This is a genomic window from Streptomyces sp. SGAir0957 (assembly GCF_043523415.1).
In genome coordinates this window covers 5,298,961-5,325,765 of the sequence record NZ_CP027293.1, presented here as the reverse complement: position 1 = coordinate 5,325,765, position 26,805 = coordinate 5,298,961, and the positions used below count along the sequence as shown (strand labels likewise).

Annotated in this window: 23 protein-coding genes; 15 read left to right on the top strand and 8 right to left on the bottom strand. The window is 71.1% G+C overall.

From position 1 onward, the window contains the following. Positions 1-184: 184 nt before the first annotated feature. Together C1N81_RS28845 and C1N81_RS28840 are read left to right on the top strand one after the other, a co-directional pair. Positions 185-2,404: an ArnT family glycosyltransferase gene (locus C1N81_RS28845; RefSeq protein ID WP_394433885.1), complete on the top strand. Its 2,220-nt coding sequence runs from the start codon at positions 185-187 to the stop codon at positions 2,402-2,404. A 175-nt stretch (positions 2,405-2,579) separates the two neighbouring features. Then, positions 2,580-3,350, top strand: coding sequence for an endonuclease I family protein (locus C1N81_RS28840; RefSeq protein WP_394438308.1), 771 nt, complete (start codon positions 2,580-2,582; stop codon positions 3,348-3,350). On the opposite strand, the gene C1N81_RS28835 is transcribed toward C1N81_RS28840, so the two are convergent. After that, positions 3,313-3,645 carry a hypothetical protein gene (locus C1N81_RS28835; RefSeq protein ID WP_394433883.1) on the bottom strand — a complete coding sequence of 111 codons (333 nt, stop codon included), beginning with the start codon at positions 3,643-3,645 and terminating at the stop codon, positions 3,313-3,315. The two genes, C1N81_RS28840 and C1N81_RS28835, sit on opposite strands and share 38 nt — an antisense overlap. A 244-nt stretch (positions 3,646-3,889) precedes the next feature. On the opposite strand from C1N81_RS28835, the gene C1N81_RS28830 reads away from it, so the two are divergent. Then, a complete protein-coding gene (locus C1N81_RS28830) occupies positions 3,890-4,684 on the top strand; it encodes a helix-turn-helix domain-containing protein (RefSeq protein WP_394433881.1) in 795 nt (264 codons plus the stop codon). After that, the gene (locus tag C1N81_RS28825; protein ID WP_394433879.1) at positions 4,677-4,892 is read left to right on the top strand and encodes a DUF397 domain-containing protein; all 216 of its coding nucleotides are present in this window, start codon (positions 4,677-4,679) and stop codon (positions 4,890-4,892) included. The genes C1N81_RS28830 and C1N81_RS28825 overlap by 8 nt, the downstream gene beginning before the upstream one ends. Here the strand turns inward: C1N81_RS28825 and C1N81_RS28820 are convergent. The 3 genes from C1N81_RS28820 to C1N81_RS28810 are packed head-to-tail and all read right to left on the bottom strand — an operon-like array spanning position 4,889 to position 8,555. After that, positions 4,889-6,559 carry a thiamine pyrophosphate-binding protein gene (locus C1N81_RS28820; RefSeq protein ID WP_394433877.1) on the bottom strand — a complete coding sequence of 557 codons (1,671 nt, stop codon included), beginning with the start codon at positions 6,557-6,559 and terminating at the stop codon, positions 4,889-4,891. The genes C1N81_RS28825 and C1N81_RS28820 overlap by 4 nt on opposite strands. A 32-nt stretch (positions 6,560-6,591) precedes the next feature. Beyond that, entirely contained in the window at positions 6,592-7,578 is a 987-nt protein-coding gene (speB, locus tag C1N81_RS28815) for an agmatinase (RefSeq protein WP_394433875.1), read from the bottom strand. 44 nt (positions 7,579-7,622) lie between these two features. Further along, a complete protein-coding gene (locus C1N81_RS28810; protein ID WP_394433873.1) occupies positions 7,623-8,555 on the bottom strand; it encodes a nitrilase-related carbon-nitrogen hydrolase in 933 nt (310 codons plus the stop codon). Positions 8,556-8,738: 183 nt separating this feature from the next. On the opposite strand from C1N81_RS28810, the gene C1N81_RS28805 reads away from it, so the two are divergent. Next, a complete protein-coding gene (locus C1N81_RS28805) occupies positions 8,739-9,542 on the top strand; it encodes a phosphatase (RefSeq protein ID WP_394433871.1) in 804 nt (267 codons plus the stop codon). A 162-nt stretch (positions 9,543-9,704) separates the two neighbouring features. Here the strand turns inward: C1N81_RS28805 and C1N81_RS28800 are convergent, their stop codons facing one another. From C1N81_RS28800 to C1N81_RS28785, 4 genes are all read right to left on the bottom strand, one after another. After that, complete coding sequence (locus tag C1N81_RS28800; RefSeq protein ID WP_394433869.1) at positions 9,705-10,688, bottom strand: cation diffusion facilitator family transporter; 984 nt, start codon at positions 10,686-10,688, stop codon at positions 9,705-9,707. 20 nt (positions 10,689-10,708) lie between these two features. Continuing rightward, on the bottom strand, positions 10,709-11,596 hold the full coding sequence (locus C1N81_RS28795) for an acyl-CoA thioesterase (RefSeq protein WP_394433867.1): 888 nt from the start codon (positions 11,594-11,596) through the stop codon (positions 10,709-10,711). A gap of 35 nt (positions 11,597-11,631) precedes the next feature. Then, positions 11,632-12,789 (bottom strand): acyl-CoA dehydrogenase family protein, encoded by a 1,158-nt coding sequence (locus C1N81_RS28790; protein ID WP_394433865.1) that lies wholly within the window; start codon positions 12,787-12,789, stop codon positions 11,632-11,634. 134 nt (positions 12,790-12,923) lie between these two features. Next, the gene (locus C1N81_RS28785) at positions 12,924-13,514 is read right to left on the bottom strand and encodes an SACE_7040 family transcriptional regulator (RefSeq protein WP_394433864.1); all 591 of its coding nucleotides are present in this window, start codon (positions 13,512-13,514) and stop codon (positions 12,924-12,926) included. 151 nt (positions 13,515-13,665) lie between these two features. Here C1N81_RS28785 and C1N81_RS28780 point away from each other — a divergent pair, with 151 nt between their 5' ends. The 10 genes from C1N81_RS28780 (at position 13,666) to C1N81_RS28735 (ending at position 26,780) form a co-directional block, all read left to right on the top strand. Continuing rightward, positions 13,666-15,288, top strand: coding sequence for a carboxyl transferase domain-containing protein (locus C1N81_RS28780; protein WP_394433862.1), 1,623 nt, complete (start codon positions 13,666-13,668; stop codon positions 15,286-15,288). A 47-nt stretch (positions 15,289-15,335) separates the two neighbouring features. Further along, positions 15,336-17,345: an ATP-binding protein gene (locus C1N81_RS28775; protein ID WP_394438306.1), complete on the top strand. Its 2,010-nt coding sequence runs from the start codon at positions 15,336-15,338 to the stop codon at positions 17,343-17,345. Beyond that, positions 17,342-18,289: a hydroxymethylglutaryl-CoA lyase gene (locus C1N81_RS28770; RefSeq protein ID WP_394433860.1), complete on the top strand. Its 948-nt coding sequence runs from the start codon at positions 17,342-17,344 to the stop codon at positions 18,287-18,289. The genes C1N81_RS28775 and C1N81_RS28770 overlap by 4 nt, the downstream gene beginning before the upstream one ends. A gap of 7 nt (positions 18,290-18,296) precedes the next feature. Then, positions 18,297-19,451 carry an acyl-CoA dehydrogenase family protein gene (locus C1N81_RS28765; RefSeq protein ID WP_394433858.1) on the top strand — a complete coding sequence of 385 codons (1,155 nt, stop codon included), beginning with the start codon at positions 18,297-18,299 and terminating at the stop codon, positions 19,449-19,451. Positions 19,452-19,589: 138 nt separating this feature from the next. Continuing rightward, positions 19,590-20,636 (top strand): ABC transporter substrate-binding protein, encoded by a 1,047-nt coding sequence (locus C1N81_RS28760; RefSeq protein WP_394433856.1) that lies wholly within the window; start codon positions 19,590-19,592, stop codon positions 20,634-20,636. Between the two features lie 4 nt (positions 20,637-20,640). Next, the gene (locus tag C1N81_RS28755; protein ID WP_394433855.1) at positions 20,641-21,519 is read left to right on the top strand and encodes a siderophore-interacting protein; all 879 of its coding nucleotides are present in this window, start codon (positions 20,641-20,643) and stop codon (positions 21,517-21,519) included. A 219-nt stretch (positions 21,520-21,738) separates the two neighbouring features. Further along, the gene (gene desA / locus C1N81_RS28750; RefSeq protein ID WP_394433853.1) at positions 21,739-23,205 is read left to right on the top strand and encodes a lysine decarboxylase DesA; all 1,467 of its coding nucleotides are present in this window, start codon (positions 21,739-21,741) and stop codon (positions 23,203-23,205) included. Then, positions 23,189-24,478 (top strand): lysine N(6)-hydroxylase/L-ornithine N(5)-oxygenase family protein, encoded by a 1,290-nt coding sequence (locus tag C1N81_RS28745; protein WP_394433852.1) that lies wholly within the window; start codon positions 23,189-23,191, stop codon positions 24,476-24,478. Before desA ends, C1N81_RS28745 begins: the two co-directional genes overlap by 17 nt. Beyond that, positions 24,475-25,011, top strand: coding sequence for a GNAT family N-acetyltransferase (locus tag C1N81_RS28740; RefSeq protein WP_394433851.1), 537 nt, complete (start codon positions 24,475-24,477; stop codon positions 25,009-25,011). The genes C1N81_RS28745 and C1N81_RS28740 overlap by 4 nt, the downstream gene beginning before the upstream one ends. Continuing rightward, entirely contained in the window at positions 25,008-26,780 is a 1,773-nt protein-coding gene (locus tag C1N81_RS28735; RefSeq protein ID WP_394433849.1) for an IucA/IucC family protein, read from the top strand. The genes C1N81_RS28740 and C1N81_RS28735 overlap by 4 nt, the downstream gene beginning before the upstream one ends. Positions 26,781-26,805 lie beyond the last annotated feature (25 nt).

The window sequence follows — 26,805 nt, the reverse complement described above, 5'->3', positions numbered from 1 at the left end:
CTTTCGCGCGTGGCGCGGGGGCTCTCGCGCGTGGCCCGGGGCTTTCGCGCGTGGCCCGGGGGCTTTCGCGGGTGGCCCGGGGGCTCTCGCGCATGGCGCCGGGGGCTATCGCGCGTGGGGGATCCACAGACAACCCTCAGGCTGACCACAGTGCGTACCCACACCGCCCCGGCACTGTGGCCGGGTGACCTCAGCCACCGATCCCCACTCCCCCGTGCCCACGCCCCCGGGCCGATCCGACGGACCCCGGCCGGAGCCACCCGCCGCGCCCCCGGCCAGGGCCCCGCGCTGGTCGCTGCCCGCGCTGCTCGCGATCCTCGTCCTGGCCGGGGTCCTGTACTCCTGGAACCTGTCCTCCTCCAGCCTCAACAGCTTCTACAGCGCGGCCGTGCTCAGCGGAACGGAGAGCTGGAAGGCGTGGTTCTTCGGCTCGCTCGACGCGGGCAACTTCCTGACCGTGGACAAGCCGCCCTTCGTCCTGATGGTGATGGGCCTGTCCTGCCGGGTCTTCGGCTTCGGCACCTGGCAGATGATGCTGCCGCTGATCGCGGCGGCGCTCGGCACGATCTGGATCCTGCACTCCTCCGTGAAGCGGGTCTGGGGCCACGGCGCGGCGGCGATCGCCGCGCTCGTCCTCGCGCTCACCCCGATCACGGTCGCCATCAACCGCGACAACAACCCGGACGCGCTCCTGGTCCTGCTCATGGTCGCGGGTGCCGCCCTGGCCCTGCGGGCGACGCGCGACGGCAGGCTGCTCCCGCTCATCGGCTCGGCCGTCTGCTTCGGCCTGGCCTTCAACACCAAGATGCTCCAGGGCTACATCCCGCTGCCCGCCGTCTTCGCCGTATACCTGTACGCGGCCCGGGGCGGCCTGTGGCGACGGGTGCGGAACCTGTTGATCGCGGGGGTCGCGCTCGCCGTGGCCAGTTTCTGGTGGGCGGCGGCCGTGTCGTTCGTCCCCGCGTCCGAGCGCCCGTACATCGGCGGCTCAACGGACGGCACCGCCTGGGACCTGATCATGGGCTACAACGGCCTCGGCCGGGTCCTCGGCGGCGACGGCAACATGGGCGGCGGAGGCATGGGCGGAGGCGGCGGCTTCTCCGGCACCGCGGGGCTCGGCCGCCTCTTCAACGACGTGCTCGGCGGCCAGATCTCCTGGCTCCTCCCCTTCGCGGGCATCGCGCTCGTCGGCGGCCTGATCCTGCGCGGCCGCGCCCCACGCACGGATCCGACCCGGGCCGCGCTGATCCTCTGGGGCGGCTGGACCGTCCTGCACTACCTGACCTTCGCCATGGCCGAAGGCACGATGCACCCGTACTACACGACCGCGCTCGCCCCCGGCATCGCGGCGCTGTGCGGAGGCGGCGGCCTGATGCTCCTGCGCGCCTTCCGCGCCGACAAGCGCTGGGCGTGGGTGCTGCCCGCCGCGCTCGGCGTCACCGGGCTCTGGGCGATCGTGCTGCTGCGCCGCGCCTCCGGCTGGAACGGGTGGCTGTGGCCGGTGATCGCGCTGGTCATGGCGGCGGCCATCGCAGGCCTGCTCCTCTTCCGTACGGCGTCCGGCCACCGTCTGCGCCTCCTTGCGGTGTCCGTCGCGGCGGCCGTGGTCGCCTCGGTCGCGGGCCCGGCGGCGTACGCCTGGTCGGTCCCGTCGTCCTCGGGCGGCGCGGGCGGTATGGGCGGCACGAACCCGACGGCGGGCCCGACCACCGGGGGCGGCATGGGCGGGCCCGGCGGTGGGGGCGGCCGGGGCGGATTCCCGGGCGGCGGGGAGATGCCCGGTGGCGGGGACATGGGGGAGATGCCTGGCGGCCAGTCCGGGGGCTTCCCCGGCGGCGGCGAGATGCCGGGTGGCGGCGAGATGCCGGGCAGTGGGGAGATGCCGGGCGGCTCCGAGACGGGCACCCCGCCCAGCGGCTCCGGGAACGGCCGCACGGACGGCGGCTCCATGGGCGGCTCCATGGGCGGCTCCATGGGCGGTGCCATGGGCGGTGCCATGGGCGACGGCGCCGACAGTCAGCTCACCTCATACCTGGAGAAGCACCGCGACGGCGCCAAGTGGCTGCTCGCGGTGTCGAGTTCGCAGTTCGCAGCACAGATGATCGTCGCCACGAAGCAGCCGGTCATCTCGATGTGGGGCTGGTCCGGCAGCGACAAGGCGATGACGCTCGCGAAGCTGAAGGAGCTGGTCAAGAAGGGCGAGTTGCACTACATCCAGCTCGGCGGCGGCATGGGCGGTGGTGGCGGCATGGGCGGCAGCAACGACGCGTCGTCCGAGGTCACCGCGTGGGTGAAGAAGCACGGTACGGCGGTGGAGGCGAGCGAGTACAGCAAGTCGAGTGGTGCGACGTCCGGGTCCGACTCCGCGTCGCTGTACCGACTGGACGCATCGGATGTGAGCTAACAACTCACCGCACAACGGCCCCTGACACCGCGTCAGGGGCCGTTACCGACACACAACCGACGCCGCACGTTCACCCAACCTCTACGTGTTCATGTCACGCTCCGGTCTACCCAGTCAACCCGCGTAGATCGGACGGACACCCCCCATGCCCGGAACCCGAACCCACATACGCACCATGGCCCTCACCGCCGCGGGCCTGCTCACAGCCGTCACCCTCCCCCTCGCCACCGCGGGCCCGGCGTCGGCGACCACGACCGCGTACGACTCGACCTACTACAAGAACGCGATCGGCAAGACCGGGGCGAGTCTCAAGTCCTCGCTGCACACGATCATCAGCAGCCAGACGAAGATCTCGTACTCCGCCGTCTGGAACGCGCTGATGGCCACCGACCAGGATCCGAACAACAGCAACAACGTGATCCTGCTCTACAGCGGCGTCTCGCGGGCCAAGTCCCTCAACGGCGGTGACGTCGGCGACTGGAACCGCGAGCACACCTGGGCCAAGTCCCACGGCGACTTCGGCGAGGCGACGGGCCCCGGCACCGACCTGCACCACCTGCGCCCGGCCGACGTCCAGGTCAACAGCGTGCGCGGCAACAAGGACTTCGACAACGGCGGCAGCACCGTCTCGGGCGGCGGCGGCAGCCTCACCGACTCGGACTCCTTCGAGCCGCGCGACGCCGACAAGGGCGACGTGGCCCGCATGATCCTCTACATGGCCGTGCGCTACGACGGCGGCGACGGCTTCGCCGACCTGGAGCCCAACGAGAAGGTCAACAACGGCAGCGCCGCCTACATGGGCAAGCTCTCCGTCCTCAAGCAGTGGAGCGACGAGGACCCGCCGAGCGCCTTCGAGGAGAAGCGCAACCAGGTCATCTACGACACCTACCAGCACAACCGCAACCCGTTCATCGACCACCCGGAGTGGGTCGAGTCGATCTGGTAGCCACCGGCGCGGCATCGACGAGCCGCTCGCCCCGACTGCGGGCGACGCGGTGCACGTCATGCAGCGACTCCGTCAACCGCGCCGCCAGGTAGCGCAACTGCGGCGCGGTTGCGCTGCCGTCGTCGACGAGGTCGACGGCATGGCCCAGCAGGTCCTCGGCCATGTCGAGCTGGACGGCCTCGATGTCATCGGCGATCCGTGACAAGTGACTGTTCCCGGTGGAGTCGGTGACGAGGTAACAGGGGTGGCCGTCGAGATTGTCCCAGGGCAGCAGCCGCGGCCGGCCGCCCGTCACGCGTACACCTCGACCGGCTCGACGGGTTCGACGGGCGGGGCGTTCGACGGGGGTGCGGGTGGCGGGTTCCCGGCGCATCGGGGGCAGCCGCCAATCAGGCGGGCGATGAGGTTGAACACGTCTACAACTCCTGTGCGGTGCAAGGATATCGCTGCGTAGCGATCCGCTCACAGAGTGAGACCGCGAGAGCTAGGCTCGCCAGAGGGTCGGATGTGACAAAGCATCTGTCACACGGGAGCTGACGTTGAGTAATACCTATGGGGAGTGGCTGCGGGCGGCGCGCGAGGCGGCCGGTCTGACGCAGCAGGAGCTAGCGGTGGCGGCCGTGATGACGCGCTCGCACATCGCGCATATCGAGGCGGGGCGCCGGTTGCCGTCGAGAGGGGACGCGCGGCGCCTGGACACGGCGTTGAACACCGGGGATGTGTTGAGCAGTTTTCTGCCGGACCGCGACACGGCGATAGCGGAACACTTCGAGTCGGCGCACGAGCTCGAACAACTGGCGTTGCACATCAGGGAGTTCGCCATCTCGTTCTTCCCTGGAATCCTCCAGACGGAGGGATACGCCCGTGCGGTTCTGAGCCCGTCGTACCCGCCCCTAGGCGAAAAGGAATGTGACAGGCTCGTTGTCACACGCCTTGAGAGGGCGAAGATCCTTGAGGATCCGGTGTCGCCGATCGTGTGGGCGCTTCTGGACGAAAGTGTCCTGCGCCGCCCCATCGGCGGCCCTGCCATGATGGCCGAGCAGATCACACACGTCGTTCGGTTGGCGGAGTCCGGACGTATCCGCGTGCATGTGCTGCCGCATTCGCTGGGCTTCCACCCGCTGCTCGAAGGCATGCTGACATTGATGTGGTTCGACGATCAGCCGCCAGTGGCATACAGCGAGGGGGTACGCATGGGGAAGGTGCACGATTCCCCGGCCATGGTTCAGCAGCTGCAAAGTCGTTACGATCTTGCGCTGAGCGACGCACTGCCACTCAAGGAGTCACTGACCCTCCTGCGGGCGACAGCAAAGGACTACGGACATCATGACTGAACCGATCATCCCGAACGCTGCCGCGCCGAGCGGCTGGCGGAAGTCGTCGTACAGCGGCAGCGAGGGCGGCAGCTGCCTGGAAGTCCTGGACCACCACCCCACCGGCGTACCTGTCCGCGACTCCAAAGCCCCGCAGGGACCCGCCCTGCTCATCTCGCCGCAGAGCTGGGTCTCTTTCATCGCGGCGGTCAAAAGGGACGCACGTTAGGTTGCCGCGAACATCCGCAACCGCGCCGGCAGTACGACCACTCGCGGCCCCGGCGCCTTGAGCGCCGCCGACAGGTCCTCCCGGAGCGCCTCCGGCGACGTACGTACGGCCGGGACGCCGAAGGACTCGGACAGGGCGACGAAGTCGGGGCGGGACAGTTCCGTGCCCGTCGGCTCCCCGTAGGCATCCGTCGCGTACTCGCGCAGGATGCCGTAGCCGCCGTCGTCGACGATCAGCCAGGTCACGTTCGACGACTCTTGCTTCGCCGTGGCGAGTTCGGCGATGGAGTACAGGGCGCCGCCGTCGCCGGAGACCGCGAGGACCGGGGTCGTCGGGTCCGCCGCCGCCGCGCCGAGGGCGGCCGGGTAGGCGTAGCCGAGGCCGCCCGCGCCTTGGGCGGAGTGCATCGCGCCGGGCCAGGCGGCCCAGGCCCAGTAGGTCAGGATCGTCATGTCCCAGAAGGACGGGGAGCGGGGCGGGAGCGCCGCGCGGACCGAGGACAGTACCTCCTGCTCCAGGGTCAGGTCCTGGCCGTCGATGCGTGCGCGTACCGCCCGCAGGACCTCGGCGACCCGGGCCGCCGCCCCCGCGTCCTCGCGCTCCTCCTCCACCGTTTCGAGCAGCGCCTGCAATGCCAAGCGCGCGTCCGCGTGGATGCCGAGGGCCGGGTGGTTGGACTCCAGCTTCCCCGCGTCCGCCTCGATCTGGATCACTCGGCCGCGCGGCGCGAACGTGTGGTAGTTCGAGGACAGTTCACCGAGCCCCGAGCCGACCACCAGCAACACATCCGCGTCCTCCAGGAACTCCGTCATGTGCCGGTCCTCCATCCATGACTGGAGGGACAGCGGGTGCTCCCACGGGAACGCGCCCTTGCCGCCGTACGTGCACACCACGGGGGCGGACACCCGCTCCGCCAGCTCGCGCAGCTTGCCCGCCGCATCCGCGCGGACCACACCGCCGCCCGCGATGACGGCGGGGCGTTCGGCATGGGACAGCAGGTCCGCGGCGAGCGCGGTGAGTTCGGGCGCCGGGGCCAGTTCGTGCGGGAACGCGTCCGCAGCCGACAGGACGGGCAGGGTGGCCGGGGCCTCCAGGACGTCCGCGGGGATCTCCACGTAGACCGGGCCGTGCGGCACGCTCAGCGCCGACTCCCAGGCCGCCGCGATCGCGGACGGGATCTGCGACTGGGTGCGGACCGGGTGGACCGACTTCACCACGTCGCGGAAGGCCGCCGGCTGGTCGCGGAGCTCGTGCAGGTAGCCCCGGCGACCGCCGCCCACGCCCGCCACCGGCACCTGGCTCGCCACCACGAGTACCGGCGCCGAGGCCGCCGCCGCCTCTTGCAGCGCGGGCAGCGTCAGCAGGGCGCCGGGGCCCGTCGACACGAACAGCGGGGCGACCTCCCCGGTGACGCGGCCGTACGCGTCCGCCGCGAACCCGGCGTTCGGCTCCGTCCGCAGACCCACGTACCGCAGCAGGTCGCAGCGGCGCAGCGCGTCGAAGAGGCCGAGGGCGTGCTGACCGGGCAGGCCGAAGACGGTGGACGCGCCGAGCCCCGCGAGCGCTTCCACGACGAGGTCGCCGCCCGTCCGCCCGGGTGGCGGGTTGAGCGCCGCCTCGGTCTGGTGGGGTGTGGGGCGCAGGACCAGGTCGTGGTCGTGGGTCATCGGGCGGCCCTTTCGTGGAGCGTTCCCGGAGATCAGAGAGCCGTACGGGACTCCGCGATCTGGCGGGACATGATCGTCGTCAGCTCGTACGCGGTGTGCGAGGCGGCGACGGCGGTGATCTCCGCGTGATCGTACGCGGGCGCCACCTCGACCACGTCGGCCGAAACGAGGTGGCAGGAGGCGAGGCCGCGCAGGATCTCCAGCAGCTCGCGCGAGGTCATGCCGCCCGCCTCGGGCGTGCCCGTGCCGGGGGCGTGGGCGGGGTCGAGGCAGTCGATGTCGATGGAGATGTAGAGCGGGCGGTCGCCGATGCGCTGGCGGAGCTGGTCGGCGACCTCGTCGGCGCCGCGCCGGTAGATGTCGGCCGAGGTGACGATGCCGAAGCCCATCTTCTCGTCGTCGGTCAGGTCCTGCTTGCCGTAGAGGGGGCCGCGGGTGCCGACGTGGGAGAGCGCGGACGTGTCGAGGATGCCCTCCTCCACGGCGCGGCGGAACGGCGTGCCGTGCGTGTACTCGGCGCCGAAGTAGGTGTCCCAGGTGTCGAGGTGCGCGTCGAAGTGGAGCAGGGCGACCGGGCCGTGCTTCTTCGCGACGCTCCTGAGCAGGGGGAGCGCGATGGTGTGGTCGCCGCCGAGCGTCATCATGCGGGCACCGGTGGAGAGCAGGTCGTCGGCCGCCGCCTCGATCGTCTCCACGGCCTCGTTGATGTTGAACGGGTTGGCCGCGATGTCCCCCGCGTCCGCCACCTGGGCGAGGGCGAACGGCGACGCGTCCTGCGCCGGGTTGTACGGGCGCAGGAGCCGGGACGCCTCGCGGATCGCGTTGCCGCCGAAACGGGCGCCGGGCCGGTAGGAGACCCCGGTGTCGAAGGGCACGCCGACCACGGCCACGTCCGCCGCGCCGACCTCGTCGAGGCGGGGCAGCCGGGCGAAGGTGGCGGGGCCCGCGTAGCGCGGGACGCGGGAGGAGTCGGTGGGGCCGACCGGCCCGGTCGGGGTGCTCTGCTGCTCGCTGGTCATGGCGTGCCTTTCCACGGTGTCGCTGCTGGAGGGAAGGGACGGGATCAGTTCCCGTACAGCTCGGGGCGGCGGTCCCCGAACACGTCGTTGTGCTCGCCGAGCCGCTTGTCGCGGGCGGCCGCGAGGTCGCAGGCGGCGAGCAGCAGGGCGGGGCCCTCGGTGGGGGTGTGTCCGGCGAGCGGGAAGCCGTCCGGGTCGACGATCACGGAGCCGCCGGTCCAGGGGACACCGCGCTCCTCCCCCGCCCGGTCGCAGGCGGCGACGTAGATCCGGTTGACGGCGGCGTCGGCCTGGACGCGGACGACCTCGCCGGGGCGCTCGCCCGCCGGTCGCGGGAAGAGCGGCCAGTTGACGGGGGCGCAGAGCAGTTCGGCGCCGGCCAGGGCGGTGCGCCGCACCCACTCGGGGAACTCGACGTCGTAGCAGACCATGACGCCGATCCGGCCGACGCCCTCGACGTCGACGACGGGCGGGGCCTGGTCCCCGGGCACGAAGAAGTCCTTCTCGGTGCCGAAGAGGTGGGCCTTGCGGTAGACGGCCCGGACGGTGCCGGCCGGGTCGATGAGCACGGCCGAGTTGCGGACCAGGCCGTCATCGTCGAGTTCGGCGAAGCCCGCTACGAGGGTCACGCCGTGGCGGCGGGCGGCTTCCCGCCAGGCGGTGACGGTCGGGCCGTCGACCGGTTCGGCCAGGGCGCGGGCCTCCGCCGGGTCGGCGAAGACGTAGCCGCTGTTGGCCAGCTCGGGCAGGACGACCACGCGGGCCCCGGCGTCGGCGGCGGCGCCGATCGCCTCCTCGGCGGCGGCCAGGTTCCCGGCGGTGTCACCCACCGCGAGGGCGAGCTGCGCACAGGCCACGGTCGTACGGGCCCCGGGCGCGGGGGCCGCCGTCGTGGCGGCCACAGGCGCGGGGGCCCCGGTCGTGGCGGCCACAGGCGCGGGGCCCGCGGTCGTGGCCGCCGCGGTCGTCGTCGTCACGGTTCGCTGCCTTCACTGACGTCACTGATCCGGATGTCTCCAGGATGCCTCCGCCGGACCGGCCCGCCGAACGCCGCCGGGGCACATTACGCCGCCCCACCTAGACATCGTGTACAGCCGCGCGGCCCGTCCACCTTCCGGAACCGATCAACGCCGCTGCGCGGCCCTGGGCACAATGGACCCATGCCGATACCCGGGATCCCCAGCGACAGTCCGACCCGTGCCGCCCTGATCGAGCACCTCGTCCGTACCCGTATCGCGGGCGATGTGGCCACCCCTCGCGAGAACAACCTCTCCCACTACCGCAAGCTCGCGAACGGCGACCGGCACTACTGGCTGGGCCTGGAACTGGGCGACCGCTGGAGCGACGAGCAGGACGTGCTCGCCGTCATGGCCGAGCGCTGCGGGGTCGTCGACGACCCGGAGCACCGGTACGGGCAGGACACCATCGACCCCGAACTGACCGTCGACGCGCTGGAGCGCATGGCGGCCCGTCTCCGCAAGGCCGCGCAGGACCGGCAGCGGGTGCTTCTCGCGACCGGGCACCCCGGAGGGCTGCTCGACGTCCACCGGGCGACCGCCGTCGCGCTGCGCGCGGCCGGGTGCGAGATCGTCGTCATCCCCGAGGGGCTCGCCACCGACGAGGGCATGGTCTTCCAGTTCGCCGACGTCGCCATGCTGGAGCGCGGGGCCACGCTGTGGCACACGCACGCGCCCGAGCCGATGACGCGGATCCTCGACGGGCTGCTCCGCGAAGGGCGCCCGCTGCCCGATCTCGTCGTCGCCGATCACGGCTGGGCCGGGTGCGCGGCCCAGCGGGGGCTCGACTCCGTCGGGTACGCGGACTGCAACGACCCCGCGTTGTTCCTGGCGGAGGCGGAGGGGACGATGCAGGTCACGGTGCCCCTGGACGACCATGTGACGAGCCCGCGCCACTATGACCCGATGACGGCGTACCTGCTGGAATCTGCGGGCCTGCTGGGCTGACGCCCGGTCGCCGTAGATCACCGGTGGGAGCGGGACTGCCGCACCGTCGTGGCTGGTCGCGCAGTTCCCCGCGCCCCTGAAATGCGCACTACGTGCGCCATTTCAGGGGCGGGGCGATCGGCGGAGGCGTGACCAGCCAGGTCGCACCCGCGCTCGCGCACCCTAGAACGGCCGCAGCCCTTCCTCCCGGCGCTGGGCGAACCCGGGTGTCGGATCCAGGTACACCCTGCGCACCGCGGGAAACCGCTCCCGCAACTTGCGCGCCGCGTCCTCACAGGCCCACTCGATCTGCGCGGCAGTGGACGCGTCGCGGAAATCGACCTTCGCCGCGACCAGCGCCTCCCGGGGCCCTTGCACCAGGGTGGTCAGTTCGAGCACGGCCTCGACGTGTTCCCCGGCGAGCAGGATCTTCCGGATCTCGGCCCGGACGGACCGGGGAAGGGGCCGCCCCACGAGCAGCTGCGCGTTGGCGCGGCCGAGCACCCAGGCGACCCAGAGCAGCAGGACACCGATGCACAGCGAAGCGATGCCGTCCCAGACCCCGGAGCCGGTGAGCTGCCCGCCCAGCAGCCCTCCCGCCGCGAGGAGCAGGCCGATGAGCGCCGCGCTGTCCTCCATGACGACGGCTTTCACGGCGGTGTCGGGCGTGTGCCGCAGGTACGTACGGAAGGGCGACCGCAGCCGGTGCGCCTCGCCGCGCGCCTGTTTGACGGCGGTCCGCAGGGAGAAGCCCTCGAGGACGAAGGCGACGGCGAGCACGATGTAGGAGACGAGCGGGTCGCCCAGGTCCTCCCCGGCGATCAGCGTGTGCACGCCGTCGTACAGCGAGAACACCGCACCGCCCACGAACGTGGCGACCGCCGCGAGCAGCGCCCACACGTAGCGTTCGCCCCCGTACCCGAGCGGATGCTCCTCGTCGGCCGGCTTCTCGCTCCGCTTGAGGGCGGTGAGGAGCAGCAGCTCGGTGACGGTGTCGGCGAAGGAGTGCGCGGCCTCGGAGAGCATGGCGCTGGAGCCGCTGATGAGCCCGGCGACCGCTTTGGCGAGCGCGATCCCGAGGTTGGCCCCGGCGGCGACGAGGACGGTGAAGACGCTCTCGCCGCCGGCCTCCTGCTCTTCCTCACGCTGCTCATCCCGTGCATCCATGTACGGGACGTTATGTCCGATCAGCGCGGGACGCGAACGACGCCTTCCTGGATGACGGTGATCGCGAGCCGCCCGTCCTGGGTGTAGATGCGGGCCTGGCCGAGCCCGCGCCCGCCGGACGCGGACGGCGACTCCTGGTCGTAGAGGAGCCATTCGTCGGCGCGGAAGGGCCGGTGGAACCACATGGCGTGGTCGAGCGAGGCGCCGACCACGTCGCCGACGGCCCAGCCGCCGCGCCCGTGCGCGAGCAGGACGGAGTCCAGGAGCGTCATGTCGGAGACGTACGTGGCGAGGCAGACGTGCAGCAGGTGGGCGTCGTCCCCGGAGGAGCTGTCGAGCTTGCCGTTGGTCCGGAACCACACCTGGGAGCGGGGCGGCTGCGGGTCGCCGACGAAGGCGAACGGGGGCGCGTCGACGTAGCGCAGGTCGACGGCTTCGCGCGCTTCGAGCAGCCGGTCGACGACAGAGGGGTCGACGAAGGCACCGGCGTGGCGCGGCAGCATCTCGGCGGCGGTGGGCAGCGTCTCGGGGTCGGGCGCGGGCGGCATGGCGGCCTGGTGGTCGAGCCCCTCCTCGTACGTCTGGAAGGACGCGGAGAGGTGGAAGATCGGCTGGCCGTGCTGGATGGCGACGACGCGGCGCGTGGTGAAGGAGCGGCCGTCCCTGATCCGGTCGACGGTGTAGACGATGGGCGCGCCCGGGTCGCCCGCGACGAGGAAGTACGCGTGCAGGGAGTGCGCGAACCGGTCCGCCGGGACGGTGCGTCCGGCGGCGACGAGGGCCTGCGCGGCCACCTGCCCGCCGAAGACGCGCGGGACGACGGCGGACCGGGACTGACCGCGGAAGACGTCCTGCTCGATCCGCTCCAGGTCGAGCAGATCGAGCAGGGACTCAAGTGCCTGGTTCATACAGATAGGTGTACGTGAGGTACTGGTCGGCCGGGTTACAGACCCATGTTCTTCGCGATGATCATCTTCATGACCTCGCTGGTGCCGCCGTAGATGCGGTTGACGCGGTTGTCCGCGTACAGGCGGGCGATCGGGTACTCGTTCATGAAGCCGTAGCCGCCGTGCAGCTGGAGGCAGCGGTCGATGACGCGGTGGGCGACCTCGGTGCAGAACAGCTTCGCGGAGGCGGCCTCCGCGGCGGTCAGCTCACCGGCGTCGAGCGCTTCCAGGGCGCGGTCGGCGACGGCCTCGGCGGCGTCGACCTCGGCCTGGCAGGCGGCCAGCTCGAACTTGGTGTTCTGGAAGGACGCGACCGGCTTGCCGAAGACGGTGCGCTCCTGGACGTACTCCTTGGCGAACCGCACGGCGGCCTTGGCCTGCGCGTACGCGCCGTAGGCGATGCCCCAGCGCTCGGAGGCGAGGTTGGTGCCGAGGTAGCCGAAGCCCTTGTTCTCCTCGCCGAGCAGGTCCTCGGCGGGCACCTTCACGTCGACGAAGGCCAGCTCGGCGGTGTCGGAGGTGCGCAGGCCGAGCTTGTCGAGCTTGCGGCCGATGGAGTAGCCCTCGGACTTGGTGTCGACGGCGAAGAGGGAGATGCCGAAGCGGCGGTCGTCCTCGCGCGGCGCGGAGGTGCGGGCGCAGACGATGACGCGGTCGGCGTGGACGCCGCCGGTGATGAAGGTCTTGGCGCCGTTGAGCACGTAGTGCGTGCCGTCGTCGGAGAGCTTGGCGGTGGTCTTCATGCCCGCGACGTCGGAGCCGGTGCCCGGCTCGGTCATCGCGAGGGCCCACATCTCCTCGCCGGAGACGAACTTCGGCAGGTAGCGCTTCTTCTGCTCGTCGGTGGCGAGCATCTTGATGTAGGGCAGGGCGAGCAGGACGTGGACGCCGGAGCCGCCGAAGGAGACGCCCGCGCGCGCGGTCTCCTCGTACTGGATGGCCTCGAACTTGTGGGTGTCCAGGCCGGCGCCGTCGTACTCCTCGGGCACGTTGATGCCGAACAGGCCGAGCTCCGCCATCTTGGCGTACAGCTCGCGCGGCACGACGCCGTCCTGGAACCACGCGTCGTAGTGCGGGACGACCTCGGCCTCGATGAAGGCGCGCAGGGTCTCCCGGAACGCCTCGTGGTCCTCATTGAAAACGGTACGGCGCACGGAGAACTCTCCCTCTACGACGGTCTCTACGGCATGTGCCCGATCGGGGCATACGCGACTAAGCGCTTGCTCAGAGAAACGTTACCGGCCAGTCACGGGAGCGTCCAGAGATACACGTCGTCCAGAGATACACGTCACTCCGCCGCGGCGGCGAACGCCCCGCGCGCCAGTTTGTGCAACATGGCGGCGGCCGCCGTCCGGCCGGGCAGCGCACCAGGGCGGCCGAGGTGCGGCGTGGAGTTCAGCAGGCCGAAGACCGCGTGCACGGCCACGCGCGCGTGGGGCTCCAGAAGGTCCGGGTAGACCTTGCGCAGGGCGTCCACCCACAGCTCCACGTACTGGCGCTGCAACTGCCGCACCAGCTTGCGGTCGCTGTCGCGCAGCCGGTCCAGCTCCCGGTCGTGCAGCGTGATCAGGTCCCGGTCGTCGAGCGCGAAGTCGATGTGGCCCTCGATGAGCGAGTCGAGCAGCGCCTCGGGGCCCGACCGCGCCTCCGCGACCCGCCGCTTGCCGCCGGTCAGCAGCTGCCCGCTGATCCCGACGAGCAGCTCGGCGAGCATCGCGTCCTTGCCCGCGAAGTGGCGGTACAGGCCGGGGCCGCTGATGCCGACCGCGGCTCCTATCTCGTCGACCCCCACCCCGTGGAACCCACGCTCGGCGAAGAGCCGCGCGGCCTCTTTGAGGATCTGCTCGCGGCGGGTGGGGGCGTCGGTTCTGGTGGCCATGGAACCAATTCTAGACAGGGGAGTTAGCGACCGTTAACCTGACGGCAACAGGTTAACGGTCATTAACGTTTTCGGCGGCCGCCCGGACATACATGCGTCATCCATGCCGTGGGGGCCGGCCACGCTCATTGCTTGATGAGGAGACCGCAGGATGCACGAGGCACCGGAGCTGACGAGCGCGGCGGATCCCGCGTCGGAGGCCTGGAAGGCCAATGAGGCGGCCCACCAGGCGCTCGGCGAGGAGCTGCGGAGCAAGCTCGCGGCCGCCCGGCTCGGCGGCGGCGAGCGGGCCAGGGCGCGGCACACCGCGCGCGGCAAGCTGCTGCCGCGCGAGCGCGTGGACACGCTGCTCGACCCGGGCTCGCCGTTCCTGGAGCTGGCGCCGCTCGCGGCCGACGGGATGTACGAGGGGCAGGCGCCGGCCGCCGGGGTGATCGCCGGGATCGGCCGGGTCGCGGGCCGCGAGTGCGTGATCGTGGCGAACGACGCGACGGTCAAGGGCGGCACGTACTACCCGATGACGGTGAAGAAGCACCTGCGCGCGCAGGAGGTGGCCCTGGAGAACCGGCTGCCGTGCGTGTACCTGGTGGACTCCGGCGGCGCGTTCCTGCCGATGCAGGACGAGGTGTTCCCCGACCGCGAGCACTTCGGGCGGATCTTCTACAACCAGGCGCGGATGTCGGGCGCGGGCATCCCGCAGATCGCGGCGGTCCTCGGCTCGTGCACGGCGGGCGGCGCGTACGTCCCGGCGATGAGCGACGAGGCGGTGATCGTCCGCAACCAAGGCACGATCTTCCTCGGCGGCCCGCCGCTGGTGAAGGCGGCCACGGGCGAGGTGGTGACCGCCGAGGAGCTGGGCGGCGGCGAGGTCCACTCCCGCGTCTCCGGCGTCACCGACCACCTGGCGGAGGACGACGCGCACGCGCTGCGCATCGTGCGGACCATCGCCTCCACGCTCCCCGAGCGCGGCCCGCTGCCGTGGTCGGTGAAGACGGCCGTGGAGCCGAAGGTCGACCCGGCGGGCCTGTACGGGGCGGTGCCGGTCGACTCGCGCACGCCCTACGACGTACGCGAGGTCATCGCGCGCGTGGTCGACGGTTCGCGGTTCGCCGAGTTCAAGGCCGAGTACGGGCAGACGCTCGTCACCGGGTTCGCGCACATCCACGGGCACCCGGTCGGCATCGTCGCCAACAACGGCATCCTGTTCTCCGAGTCCGCCCAGAAGGGCGCCCACTTCATCGAACTGTGCGACCAGCGCGGCATCCCGCTGCTGTTCCTGCAGAACATCTCGGGCTTCATGGTCGGGCGGGACTACGAGGCGGGCGGCATCGCCAAGCACGGCGCCAAGATGGTCACCGCGGTGGCCTGCACGCGCGTGCCGAAGCTGACCGTCGTCATCGGCGGCTCGTACGGCGCGGGCAACTACTCGATGTGCGGGCGCGCCTACTCGCCCCGCTTCCTGTGGATGTGGCCCGGCGCCAAGATCTCCGTCATGGGCGGCGAGCAGGCCGCGTCCGTCCTCGCGACCGTCAAGCGCGACCAGCTGGAGGCGCGCGGCGAGGACTGGTCGGCACAGGACGAGGAGTCGTTCAAGGCCCCGGTCCGCGCCCAGTACGAGACCCAGGGCAGCGCCTACTACGCGACGGCCCGCCTGTGGGACGACGGCGTCATCGACCCGCTTGAGACCCGCCAGGTCCTGGGCCTGGCCCTGACCGCCTGCGCCAACGCGCCGCTGCCGGAGAAGTCCGGCGGCTTCGGCGTCTTCCGGATGTGAGGGCCATGACCTCCCTGACCACCATCTCCGCGACCAGGGGAACCACATTGTTCGACACGGTACTTGTGGCCAATCGCGGCGAGATCGCCGTCCGCGTCATCCGCACGCTGCGCGACCTCGGCATCCGCTCGGTCGCGGTCTACAGCGACGCCGACGCGCACGCGCGGCACGTGCGCGAGGCGGACGACGCCGTACGCATCGGCCCGCCCCCGGCGACCGAGAGCTATCTGTCCGTCGAGAACCTCATCGAGGCCGCGAGGCGGACCGGCGCGCAGGCGGTGCACCCGGGGTACGGGTTCCTCGCTGAGAACGCCGGATTCGCGCGCGCCTGCGAGGAGGCGGGCCTCGTCTTCATCGGTCCCTCCGCCGACGCGATCGCGCTGATGGGCGACAAGATCCGCGCCAAGGAGACGGTGTCGGCGGTCGGCGTCCCGGTGGTCCCGGGCGGCCGCGACCCGGAACTGGCGCAGGCGGCCCGCCAGTTGGGTGCGCCGGTTCTCCTGAAGCCCTCGGCGGGCGGTGGCGGCAAGGGCATGCGCCTCGTCCGCGACCTGACCACCCTGGACGACGAGATCGCGGCGGCGCGGCGCGAGGCCCGCGCCTCCTTCGGCGACGACACGCTCCTGGTCGAGCGGTGGATCGACCGCCCCCGGCACATCGAGATCCAGGTCCTCGCCGACGCGCACGGCAATGTCGTGCACCTGGGCGAGCGCGAATGCTCCCTGCAGCGCCGCCACCAGAAGATCGTCGAGGAGGCGCCCAGCGTCCTGCTCGACGAGGCCACGCGCGCGGCGATGGGCGCGGCGGCCGTCGAGGCGGCCCGCAGTTGCGGCTACCGGGGCGCGGGCACGGTCGAGTTCATCGTCCCCGGCGAGGACCCTTCCGCGTACTGCTTCATGGAGATGAACACCCGCCTCCAGGTCGAGCACCCGGTCACCGAGCTGATCACCGGCCTCGACCTCGTGGAGTGGCAGGTCCGGGTCGCGGCGGGCGAACCCCTCCCCTTCACCCAGGACGACATCACGCTCACCGGCCACGCGGTGGAGGCGCGGCTCTGCGCCGAGGACCCGGCGCGCGGCTTCCTCCCCTCCGGCGGCACGGTGCTCGCCCTGAGCGAACCCACCGGCACCGGGGTCCGCACGGACTCGGGCCTCAGCGAGGGCACCGAGGTCTCCTCCCTCTACGACCCGATGCTCGCGAAGGTCATCGCCTATGGCCCCGACCGGGCGACGGCCCTGCGCAGGCTGCGCGCGGCGCTGGCCCGCACGGTGACGCTCGGCGTCCCGACGAACGCGGGGTTCCTGCGGCGCCTTCTGGCCCACCCGGACGTGGTGTCGGGCGAGATGGACACGGGCCTCGTGGAGCGCGCGGCCGACACCCTCGTCGGCTCCGAGGTCCCCCCGGCCGTCTACGCGGCGGCGGGCGCCCTGCGCCAACAGCGCCTCGCGCCGCCCGAGCGGCCGGGCTGGTCGGACCCGTTCGCCCGCCCCGACGGCTGGCGCCTCGGCGGCGACCCGGCCTGGACGGTCCACCACGTCCGCGTGCCGGGCCACGACCCGGTGGAGGTCCGCGTGCGCGGCACGGAGATCCAGGTGTCCGGCACCCCCACCGAACCGGCCCGCCCGACGGCTGTCGCGGGCGACTGGCTCGCCCTCGACGGCGACGCCTGGCACATCCAGGACCACGACCCGGTGGCGGCGAGCCTGACGGGGGCGGGCGCGGGCGGCGCGGGCTCCCTGACGGCCCCGATGCCGGGCACCGTGACGGTGGTGAAGGTGGCCGTTGGCGACGAGGTGAGCGCGGGCCAGAGCCTCCTGGTGGTCGAGGCGATGAAGATGGAACACGTCATCGCGTCCCCGCACGCGGGAGTGGTGACGGAGCTGGACGTGACCCCGGGATCGACGGTGGCCATGGACCAGGTGCTGGCAGTGGTGGACCCGGCAGACCCCGAGCACGAGGGCGCCCCCTCAGGGGCGCGGGGAACTGCGCGACCAGCCACGACGACGCCGCACCCGGGACAGACGAGAACCCCCGACGGCGAGGAGGCACGCCGATGACCCCCTCCCTCCCCATGGTGGCCCCGGCCGAGAACCTGCCGCCCCGGGTCCGGATCCACGAGGTGGGCCCCCGTGACGGCCTCCAGAACGAGAGTTCCCTGGTCCCCACGGAGATCAAGGCCGAGTTCATCCACCGCCTGGCCGAGGCGGGCCTCACCACGATCGAGGCGACCAGCTTCGTCCACCCCAAGTGGGTCCCCCAACTGGCGGACGCGGAGACCTTGTTCCCGGTGCTCCAGGACCTCGACCCCGACACCGTCCACCTGCCCGTACTCGTCCCGAACGAGCGGGGCCTGACCCGGGCCCTGGATCTCGGCGCGCGCCGCATCGCCGTGTTCGCCAGCGCCACGGAGTCCTTCGCGAAGGCGAACCTGAACCGCACGGTCGCGGAGTCCCTGGACATGTTCACCCCGGTGGTGACCCGCGCCAAGGAGCACGGCGCGCATGTCCGCGGCTACCTGTCGATGTGCTTCGGCGACCCCTGGGAGGGCGCGGTCCCGGTCCCCCAGGTCGTGGCGACCGCCAGGTCCCTCATCGACATGGGCTGCGACGAGCTGAGCCTCGGCGACACGATCGGGGTCGCCACGCCCGGCCACGTCACCGCCCTGCTGACCGCGCTGAACGAGGCCGGCGTCGGAACGAACCGCGTCGGTGTCCATTTCCACGACACGTACGGCCAGGCCCTCGCCAACACCCTGGCGGCGCTGCAGCACGGCGTGAGCACCGTGGACGCCTCCGCGGGCGGCCTGGGCGGCTGCCCGTACGCGAAGAGCGCCACCGGCAATCTCGCCACCGAGGACCTCGTCTGGATGCTGCGCGGACTCGGCATCGAGACCGGGGTCGACCTAGGCCGCCTCACCGCCACCAGCGCGTGGATGGCCGAACAGCTGGGCCGACCGAGCCCGTCCCGCACCGTCCGCGCCCTGACCCACCAGGAGCAGTGAGTACACGATGGACCACCGTCTGAGCCCCGAGCTCGAAGAGCTGCGCCGTACGGTCGAGGCGTTCGCGCACGACGTCGTCGCGCCGAAGATCGGCGACTACAACGAGCGCCACGAGTTCCCGTACGAGATCGTCCGCGAGATGGGCCGCATGGGCCTGTTCGGCCTGCCGTTCCCGGAGGAGTACGGGGGGATGGGCGGCGACTACTTCGCGCTCGGCATCGCCCTGGAGGAGCTGGCGCGCGTCGACTCCTCGGTGGCGATCACCCTGGAGGCGGGCGTCTCCCTCGGCGCGATGCCGCTGCACCTGTTCGGCACCGAGGAGCAGAAGCGGGAGTGGCTGCCGCGCCTGTGCGCGGGCGAGATCCTGGGCGCGTTCGGCCTCACCGAGCCGGACGGCGGTTCGGACGCGGGCGGCACCCGTACGACGGCCGTGCGCGACGGCGACGAGTGGGTGATCAACGGCTCCAAGTGCTTCATCACCAACTCGGGGACGGACATCACGGGCCTGGTCACGGTCACCGCCGTCACCGGCCGCAAGCCGGACGGCCGCCCCCTGATCTCCGCGATCATCGTGCCGTCGGGCACGCCCGGCTTCACAGTCGCGGCCCCGTACTCGAAGGTCGGGTGGAACGCGTCGGACACGCGCGAGCTGTCCTTCGCCGACGTCCGCGTGCCCGCGGCGAACCTGCTGGGCGAGGAGGGCCGGGGCTACGCCCAGTTCCTGCGGATCCTCGACGAGGGCCGGGTCGCGATCTCCGCGCTGGCCACCGGGCTCGCGCAGGGCTGTGTCGACGAGTCGGTGAAGTACGCGGCGGAGCGGCACGCGTTCGGCAAGCCGATCGGGACGAACCAGGCGATCCAGTTCAAGCTGGCGGACATGGAGATGCGGGCGCACATGGCCCGGGTCGGCTGGTACGACGCGGCGTCGCGGATGGTCGCCGGTGAGCCGTTCAAGAAGGAGGCGGCGATCGCGAAGCTGTACTCCTCGACGGTGGCGGTGGACAACGCGCGGGAGGCGACGCAGATCCACGGCGGCTACGGCTTCATGAACGAGTACCCGGTGGCCCGCATGTGGCGCGACTCCAAGATCCTGGAGATCGGCGAGGGCACGAGCGAGGTGCAGCGCATGCTCATCGCGCGGGAACTGGGCCTGACCCCGTAAACCCGGGCCCGCGCATCCGTAGGGCGGGGGCAGATCACACCCCCCGCCCCCTGGACATGCCGAGAACTTAGGTTAACCTTCCCTCAGTTCTTGAGACCCCGCCCGGCGCCGGTCCGGCACGTCCGAAAGCAGTGCGAGATGCCCAACGCCCGACTGTCCCGCCCCACCCGCCGCGGCATCCTCGCCGCAGGCGGCGCTCTCGGCCTCGGTGTCGCGCTCGCCGCCTGCGGCAACGACGACGGCGGCAAAGACAGCGGCTCGGGCTCGGGCACGAAGGAGAAGTCCGGTCCCTGGTCGTTCAAGGACGACCGCGCCACCACGGTGAAGCTGGACAAGGTCCCGGCGAACATCGTCGCCTTCACCGGTGTCGGCGCCGCCCTGTGGGACTACGGCGTCCAGGTCAAGGGCGTCTTCGGCCCGACCACCACCAAGGGCGGCAAGCCGGACGTGCAGGCCGGCGACATGGACGTCTCCAAGGTGACGGTCCTCGGCAACGCCTGGGGCCAGTTCAACATCGAGAAGTACGCGGGCCTCGCCCCGGACGTGCTGATCACCACGACGTTCGACGACGCGGGCACGCTGTGGTCCGTCCCGGAGGAGTCCAAGGACAAGATCGCAAAGCTCGCCCCGAGCGTCGCGATCTCCGTCTTCGACCGCCAGATGACGCAGCCCCTTGAGCGCATGTACGCGCTGGCCGAGTCGCTCGGCGCCGACATGAAGGCCGACAAGGTCGTCGCGGCGAAGAAGCGGTTCGAGGAGGCGGCGGCCCGGCTGCGCAAGGCCGCGAAGGCCCACCCCGACATCAAGGTCCTCGCGGGCTCCGCGAGCCAGGACATCTTCTACGTGTCCGGCACGGACCTCTCCATCGACCTGGAGTACTTCAAGGCGCTCGGCGTGAACTTCGTCGAGCCGACGGAGGCCGCGAAGAAGGCGTCCGGCGGCTGGTTCGAGAACCTGAGCTGGGAGAACGTCGACAAGCACAAGGCCGACATCATCATGATGGACGACCGCAGCCAGACGATCCAGCCGGCCGACATCGACGAGCCGACCTGGAAGCAGCTGCCCGCCGTGAAGGCCGGCCAGGTCATCCCGCGCTCCCCCGAGCCGATCCTGTCCTACGACAAGTGCGCCCCGCTCCTGGAGAACCTGGCCAAGGCCATCGAGACGGCGAAGAAGGTGTCCTGATCCCATGACCGTGACGGCCGAAGCCCCCGCTGTAACCCCTTTCCGATTCTTCGATCTGCGAGTGGTGCGCACCCGGCGCCTCGGCCCGTCACTGCTGAGGGTCACCTTCACCGGGGACGAGCTCGCCGCCTTCCACGGCGGCGGGCGCGACCAGTCCCTCTCCCTCTTCCTGCCGCGGCCGGGCCAGCACGCGCCCGTCATGCCGCCCGTCGAGCCCGGCGACGACGGCCGCGCCTGGCACGCGGCCTACCGGGCGATCCCGGCCCACGAGCGCGCGATCATGCGCTCGTACACGCTGAGCGGCCAGCGCCGCGCACGCCCCGGGCACCTCGAAGAGATCGACATCGACTTCGTGCTGCACAACGACGGTCCGGCCGTCGCCGGTCCCGCCTGCCGCTGGGCGGAGGGCGCGCGGCCCGGCGACCGGGCGGCCGTGCTCGGCCCGGCGATCGCCGACAACGCGGCGGTGCGCTGCCGACCGCCGCGGGACTTCGACCACATCCTCATGTGGGGCGACGAGACGGCGCTGCCCGCCGCGCTCGGCGTCCTCGCCTGGCTGCCCCCGGACGTCTCCGCGCACGTGATCCTGGAGGTCCCGCGCCGCGGCGACGTCCAGCCGATCGTGACCGCCGCCGACGTCACCGTGGAGTGGCTGGTGCGCGAGGAGGGCTGCGCCACGGCGCTCGACACGCTCGGCAAGGCCGAACTCCCGCCCTGTGCGACGCCGTACGCGTGGCTGGCGGGCGAGTCGGGGACGATGAAGGAGCTGCGCCGTCACCTCGTGCGCGAGCGCGGGTACGACAAGCGCGCGGTGACGTTCGTCGGGTACTGGCGGCGCGGGCTGAGCGAGGACGCGCTGCGCGAGCAGCCGGCCGCTGCCTGACGCCCCTCAACGACCCCCGCACATACGGCCGTTATCCGGCCAGAGCGGAGCATTCCGGTCACATACCCGGGGCGGGGTCGCGCACCGAAGTTAGGTTAGGCTAACCTTACTTTCGAGTTCGCGACCTCGCCCTTTTCCATGCCCCGCCCCACACGCCCCACACGCCCCGCCTCCCCGTCCCACCCGGGAACACCCCGCCCCCACCCGGAGGAACCGTTCATGCGCTCGCACCTGCTCAATGACACGACCGCGGAGCTCTACCGCAGCTCCGTGACCGAGGGAATCGAGCGGGTGGCGGCCAAACTCGCCACCACCGCACGGCCGTTCACGGGTGTCACCCCGGACGCCCTCGCGCCGACCATCGACGCCGTCGACCTGGACAAGCCGCTCCACGACACGATGGCCGTGCTCGACGAGCTGGAGGACGTCTACCTCCGCGACGCCGTCTACTTCCACCACCCCCGCTACCTGGCGCACCTCAACTGCCCGGTCGTCATCCCGGCCGTCGTCGCCGAGGCCGTCCTCTCCGCCGTCAACTCCTCGCTCGACACGTGGGACCAGTCGGCGGGCGGCACGCTCATCGAGCGCAAGCTCATCGACTGGACCGCCGCCCGCATCGGCCTCGGCCCCGCCGCCGACGGCGTCTTCACCTCCGGCGGCTCGCAGTCCAACCTCCAGGCGCTGCTCCTCGCCCGCCAGGAGGCCAAGACCGGCCCGGAGAGCTGGGAGGGCCCCGCCTCGCTCGCGAAACTGCGGATCTTCGCCTCCGAGGTCAGCCACTTCAGCGTCAAGAAGTCGGCGCAGCTCCTCGGGCTCTCCGCCGACGCGGTCGTCACCATCCCCGTCGACCGGAACAAGCGGATGCAGACCGTGGCGCTCGCCGCCGAGCTGGAGCGCTGCCGCGCCGAGGGCCTCGTCCCCATGGCCGTCGTCGCCACCGCGGGAACGACCGACTTCGGGTCCATCGACCCGATGCCGGAGATCGCCGAGCTGTGCGCCCAGTACGACACGTGGATGCACGTCGACGCCGCGTACGGCTGCGGCCTGCTCGTCTCGCCGAGGAACCGCGACCGGCTCACCGGCATCGAGCGCGCCGACTCCGTCACCGTCGACTACCACAAGTCGTTCTTCCAGCCGGTGAGTTCGAGCGCCGTCCTCGTCCGCGACGGGGCGACGCTGCGCCACGCGACCTACCACGCCGAGTACCTCAACCCGCGTCGTACGATCGCCGAGCGCATCCCCAACCAGGTCGACAAGTCCCTCCAGACGACCCGCCGCTTCGACGCGCTCAAGCTGTGGATGACGCTCCGGGTGATGGGCGCCGACGGCATCGGCAGCCTCTTCGACGAGGTGTGCGACCTCGCCCACGAGGGCTGGCGGGTGCTCGCCGCCGACCCGCGCTTCGACGTCGTCGTGGAGCCGAGCCTGTCCACGCTCGTCTACCGCTACATCCCCGCCGCCGTCACCGACCCCTCGGAGATCGACCGCGCCAACCTCTACGCCCGCAAGGCCCTGTTCGCCTCCGGCGACGCCGTCGTCGCGGGCACCAAGGTGGGCGACCGCCAGTACCTGAAGTTCACCCTGCTCAACCCCGAGACGACCCTCGCCGACATCTCGGCCGTCCTCGACCTCATCGCCGGCCACGCCGAGCAGTACCTGGGAGACACCCTTGACCGCGCTTCCTGAGTCCCGTGACTCCTCCTCCGCGTACGACTTCATCGGGATCGGACTCGGACCGTTCAACCTCGGCCTCGCCTGCCTGACCGAACCCATAGCCGAGCTGAACGGCGTCTTCCTGGAGTCCAAGCCGGACTTCGAGTGGCACTCCGGCATGTTCCTGGAGGGCGCGCACCTCCAGACCCCGTTCATGTCCGACCTCGTCACGCTCGCCGACCCGACCTCCCCGTACTCCTTCCTCAACTACCTTAAGGAGCAGGGCCGCCTCTACTCGTTCTACATCCGCGAGAACTTCTATCCGCTGCGCGTCGAGTACAACGACTACTGCCGCTGGGCCGCCGCGAAGGTCTCGTCCATCCGCTTCAACACGACGGTCACCTCCGTCACGTACGACGAGGGCGACGGCCTCTACACCGCCACCACCGAGGACGGCACCACCTATCGCGCCCCGCACCTGGTCCTCGGCACCGGCACCCCGCCGCACATCCCCGAGGCCGTCCAGGGTCTCGGCGGCGACTACCTGCACAACTCCCGCTACCTCCAGCACAAGCGGGAGCTGCAGAAGAAGGAGTCGATCACGCTGGTCGGCAGCGGTCAGTCCGCCGCCGAGATCTACTACGACCTGCTCAGCGAGATCGACGTCCACGGCTACCGGCTGAACTGGGTCACGCGCTCCCCGCGCTTCTTCCCGCTCGAGTACACCAAGCTGACGCTCGAGATGACGTCCCCGGACTACATCGACTACTTCCACGCGCTGCCGGAAACCACCCGGTACGCCCTGGAGGAGCGGCAGAAGGGCCTGTTCAAGGGCATCGACGGCGAGCTGGTCGACGCGATCTTCGACCTGCTGTACCAGAAGAAGCTCGGCGGCCCCGTGCCCACCCGGCTCCTCACCAACTCCGCGCTGGTGAGCGCCGCTTACGAGAACGGCACGTACACCCTCGGCCTGCACCAGGAGGAGCAGGACAAGGCGTACGAGCTGCGCACCGAGGGCCTGATCCTCGCGACCGGCTACAAGTACCAGGCGCCCGCCTTCCTGGAGCCGGTCAAGGACCGCATCCGGTTCGACGGGCGCGGCCGCTTCGACGTCGCCCGCAACTACGCCATCGACACCACCGGGCGCGGCATCTTCCTGCAGAACGCGGGTGTGCACACGCACAGCATCACCAGCCCCGACCTGGGCATGGGTGCTTACCGCAACAGCTACATCATCGGCGAGCTGCTCGGCACCGAGTACTACCCCGTCGAGAAGACCATCGCCTTCCAGGAGTTCTCCGTATGACCTTCGCGATACGCACCCTCGACCCCACCAAGGACGCCGAGCTCGTCCACGGCTGGGTCACCCACCCCAAGGCCGCCTTCTGGCTGATGGGGGACGCGTCGCTGACGGACGTCGAGCGCGAGTACATGTCGATCGCGGCGGCCGAGCACCACGACGCGTTCATCGGCGAGCGGGACGGCGTCCCCGTGTTCCTGATGGAGCGCTACGACCCCCGCCACGTGGAGCTGGTCGGCCTGTACGAGCCCGAGCCCGGCGACACCGGCATGCACTTCCTCGTCGCGCCGACCGACACCCCGGAGCACGGCTTCACCCGCGCCGTGATCACCGCCGTGATGGCCCACCTCTTCGCGGACCCGGCTGTCGAGCGCGTCGTCGTCGAGCCGGACGTCCGCAACAAGGCCGTGCACGCGCTCAACGAGGCCGTCGGCTTCGTCCCCGACCGGGAGATCGACAAGCCGGAGAAGAGGGCGCTGCTGAGCTTCTGCACACGCGCGCAGTTCGAAGCCGCCACCGCCGAGGGGGCCCGCGCATGAGCCTCGCCGACGCCGTCACCCACCTCTCCCCCGAACGCTGGGCCGAGGCCAACCGCCAGCTGATCCGCAAGGCGCTCGCCGAGTTCACCCACGAACGCCTCCTCACCCCCGAAGCCCTGGACGACGGCCGCTACGTCGTGCGCAGCGACGACGGCAACACCCGCTACGAGTTCAGCGCCCGCCGACTGCGCCTGGACCACTGGCAGATCGCCGCCGGCTCGATCACCCGCCACCGCGACGGCCGGGAACTTCCCCTCCAGGCCTTGGAGTTCTTCACCGAGCTGAAGGGCGCGCTCGGCCTGTCCGACACGATCCTGCCGGTCTACCTGGAGGAGATCTCCTCCACCCTCTCCGGCACCTGCTTCAAGCTGACGAAGCCCGACGTCACCGCCGCCGAACTGGCCGCCTCCGGGTCCTTCCAGGACATCGAGACGGGCATGACCGAGGGCCACCCCTGCTTCGTCGCGAACAACGGCCGCCTCGGCTTCGGCATCCACGAGTACCTCTCGTACGCCCCGGAGACCGCGAGCCCCGTACGCCTGATCTGGCTGGCGGCGACACGCGAGCGGGCCGCGTTCACCTCGGGCATCGGCCTGGACTACGAGTCGCTGCTCCGCGCCGAACTGGGCCAGGACACCCTCGACCGCTTCGACGCCACCCTGCGCGACCAGGGCCTCGACCCGGCCGACTACCTGCTCATCCCCGTCCACCCGTGGCAGTGGTGGAACAAGCTGTCCGTCACCTTCGCCGCCGAGGTCGCCCAGCGCCGCCTCGTGCTCCTGGGCGAGGGCGACGACGAGTATCTGGCGCAGCAGTCGATCCGTACGTTCTTCAACTCCACGTCGCCCGAGAAGCACTACGTGAAGACGGCCCTGTCCGTCATCAACATGGGCTTCATGCGCGGCCTGTCGGCGGCGTACATGGAGGCCACGCCCGCCATCAACGACTGGCTGGCCGGGATCATCGAGAGCGACGAGGTCCTCAGGGGCACGGGCCTGACGATCATCCGCGAGCGCGCGGCTGTCGGCTACCGGCACCTGGAGTACGAGGCCGCGACCGACCGCTACTCGCCCTACCGCAAGATGCTGGCGGCCCTGTGGCGCGAATCCCCGGTCCCGTCCCTCGCCGAGGGCGAGCGGCTCGCCACCATGGCGTCGCTCCTTCACGTGGACCGCGCGGGCCGCTCCTTCGCGGGCGCGCTCATCGAGCGCTCGGGCCTGACCCCGCGCGCATGGCTCAAGCCCTACCTGACGGCCTACCTGACCCCGCTCCTGCACAGCTTCTACGCCTACGACCTGGTGTTCATGCCGCACGGTGAGAACGTCATCCTGGTCCTGGACGAGCGGGGCGTGGTCACGCGGGCGGTGTTCAAGGACATCGCCGAGGAGATCGCGGTGATGGACACGGACGCGGTGCTCCCGCCGAAGGTGGACCGCATCCGGGTCGACGTCCCCGACGACATGAAGCTGCTCTCGATCTTCACGGACGTCTTCGACTGCTTCTTCCGCTTCCTGGCGGCGAACCTGGTCGAGGACGGCGTCCTGGACGAGGACACGTTCTGGGCGGCGGTCGCCGACTGCGTCCGCGACTACCAGGAGTCGGCGCCGCACCTGGCGGACAAGTTCAAGCAGTACGACATGTTCGCCCCGACGTTCGCGCTCTCCGCCCTCAACCGGCTCCAGCTGCGCAACAACGCGCAGATGGTGGACCTGGCGGACCCGTCGGGCGCGCTCCAGCTCGTCGGCGATCTGGAGAACCCGATCGCGTAACCGCGCTCCGAAGACCGAAAGGGGC

What these genes read in the sequence shown, in the direction of transcription:
- C1N81_RS28840 (WP_394438308.1), top strand. Translation starts at nt 2,580, where the DNA reads ATGGCCCTCACCGCCGCGGGCCTGCTCACAGCCGTCACCCTCCCCCTC.
- C1N81_RS28825 (WP_394433879.1), top strand. Translation starts at nt 4,677, where the DNA reads ATGACTGAACCGATCATCCCGAACGCTGCCGCGCCGAGCGGCTGGCGG.
- C1N81_RS28820 (WP_394433877.1), bottom strand. Translation starts at nt 6,559, where the DNA reads ATGACCCACGACCACGACCTGGTCCTGCGCCCCACACCCCACCAGACC.
- speB (WP_394433875.1), bottom strand. Translation starts at nt 7,578, where the DNA reads ATGACCAGCGAGCAGCAGAGCACCCCGACCGGGCCGGTCGGCCCCACC.
- C1N81_RS28805 (WP_394433871.1), top strand. Translation starts at nt 8,739, where the DNA reads ATGCCGATACCCGGGATCCCCAGCGACAGTCCGACCCGTGCCGCCCTG.
- C1N81_RS28800 (WP_394433869.1), bottom strand. Translation starts at nt 10,688, where the DNA reads ATGGATGCACGGGATGAGCAGCGTGAGGAAGAGCAGGAGGCCGGCGGC.
- C1N81_RS28795 (WP_394433867.1), bottom strand. Translation starts at nt 11,596, where the DNA reads ATGAACCAGGCACTTGAGTCCCTGCTCGATCTGCTCGACCTGGAGCGG.
- C1N81_RS28785 (WP_394433864.1), bottom strand. Translation starts at nt 13,514, where the DNA reads ATGGCCACCAGAACCGACGCCCCCACCCGCCGCGAGCAGATCCTCAAA.
- C1N81_RS28780 (WP_394433862.1), top strand. Translation starts at nt 13,666, where the DNA reads ATGCACGAGGCACCGGAGCTGACGAGCGCGGCGGATCCCGCGTCGGAG.
- C1N81_RS28770 (WP_394433860.1), top strand. Translation starts at nt 17,342, where the DNA reads ATGACCCCCTCCCTCCCCATGGTGGCCCCGGCCGAGAACCTGCCGCCC.
- C1N81_RS28765 (WP_394433858.1), top strand. Translation starts at nt 18,297, where the DNA reads ATGGACCACCGTCTGAGCCCCGAGCTCGAAGAGCTGCGCCGTACGGTC.
- C1N81_RS28760 (WP_394433856.1), top strand. Translation starts at nt 19,590, where the DNA reads ATGCCCAACGCCCGACTGTCCCGCCCCACCCGCCGCGGCATCCTCGCC.
- C1N81_RS28755 (WP_394433855.1), top strand. Translation starts at nt 20,641, where the DNA reads ATGACCGTGACGGCCGAAGCCCCCGCTGTAACCCCTTTCCGATTCTTC.
- desA (WP_394433853.1), top strand. Translation starts at nt 21,739, where the DNA reads ATGCGCTCGCACCTGCTCAATGACACGACCGCGGAGCTCTACCGCAGC.
- C1N81_RS28740 (WP_394433851.1), top strand. Translation starts at nt 24,475, where the DNA reads ATGACCTTCGCGATACGCACCCTCGACCCCACCAAGGACGCCGAGCTC.
- C1N81_RS28735 (WP_394433849.1), top strand. Translation starts at nt 25,008, where the DNA reads ATGAGCCTCGCCGACGCCGTCACCCACCTCTCCCCCGAACGCTGGGCC.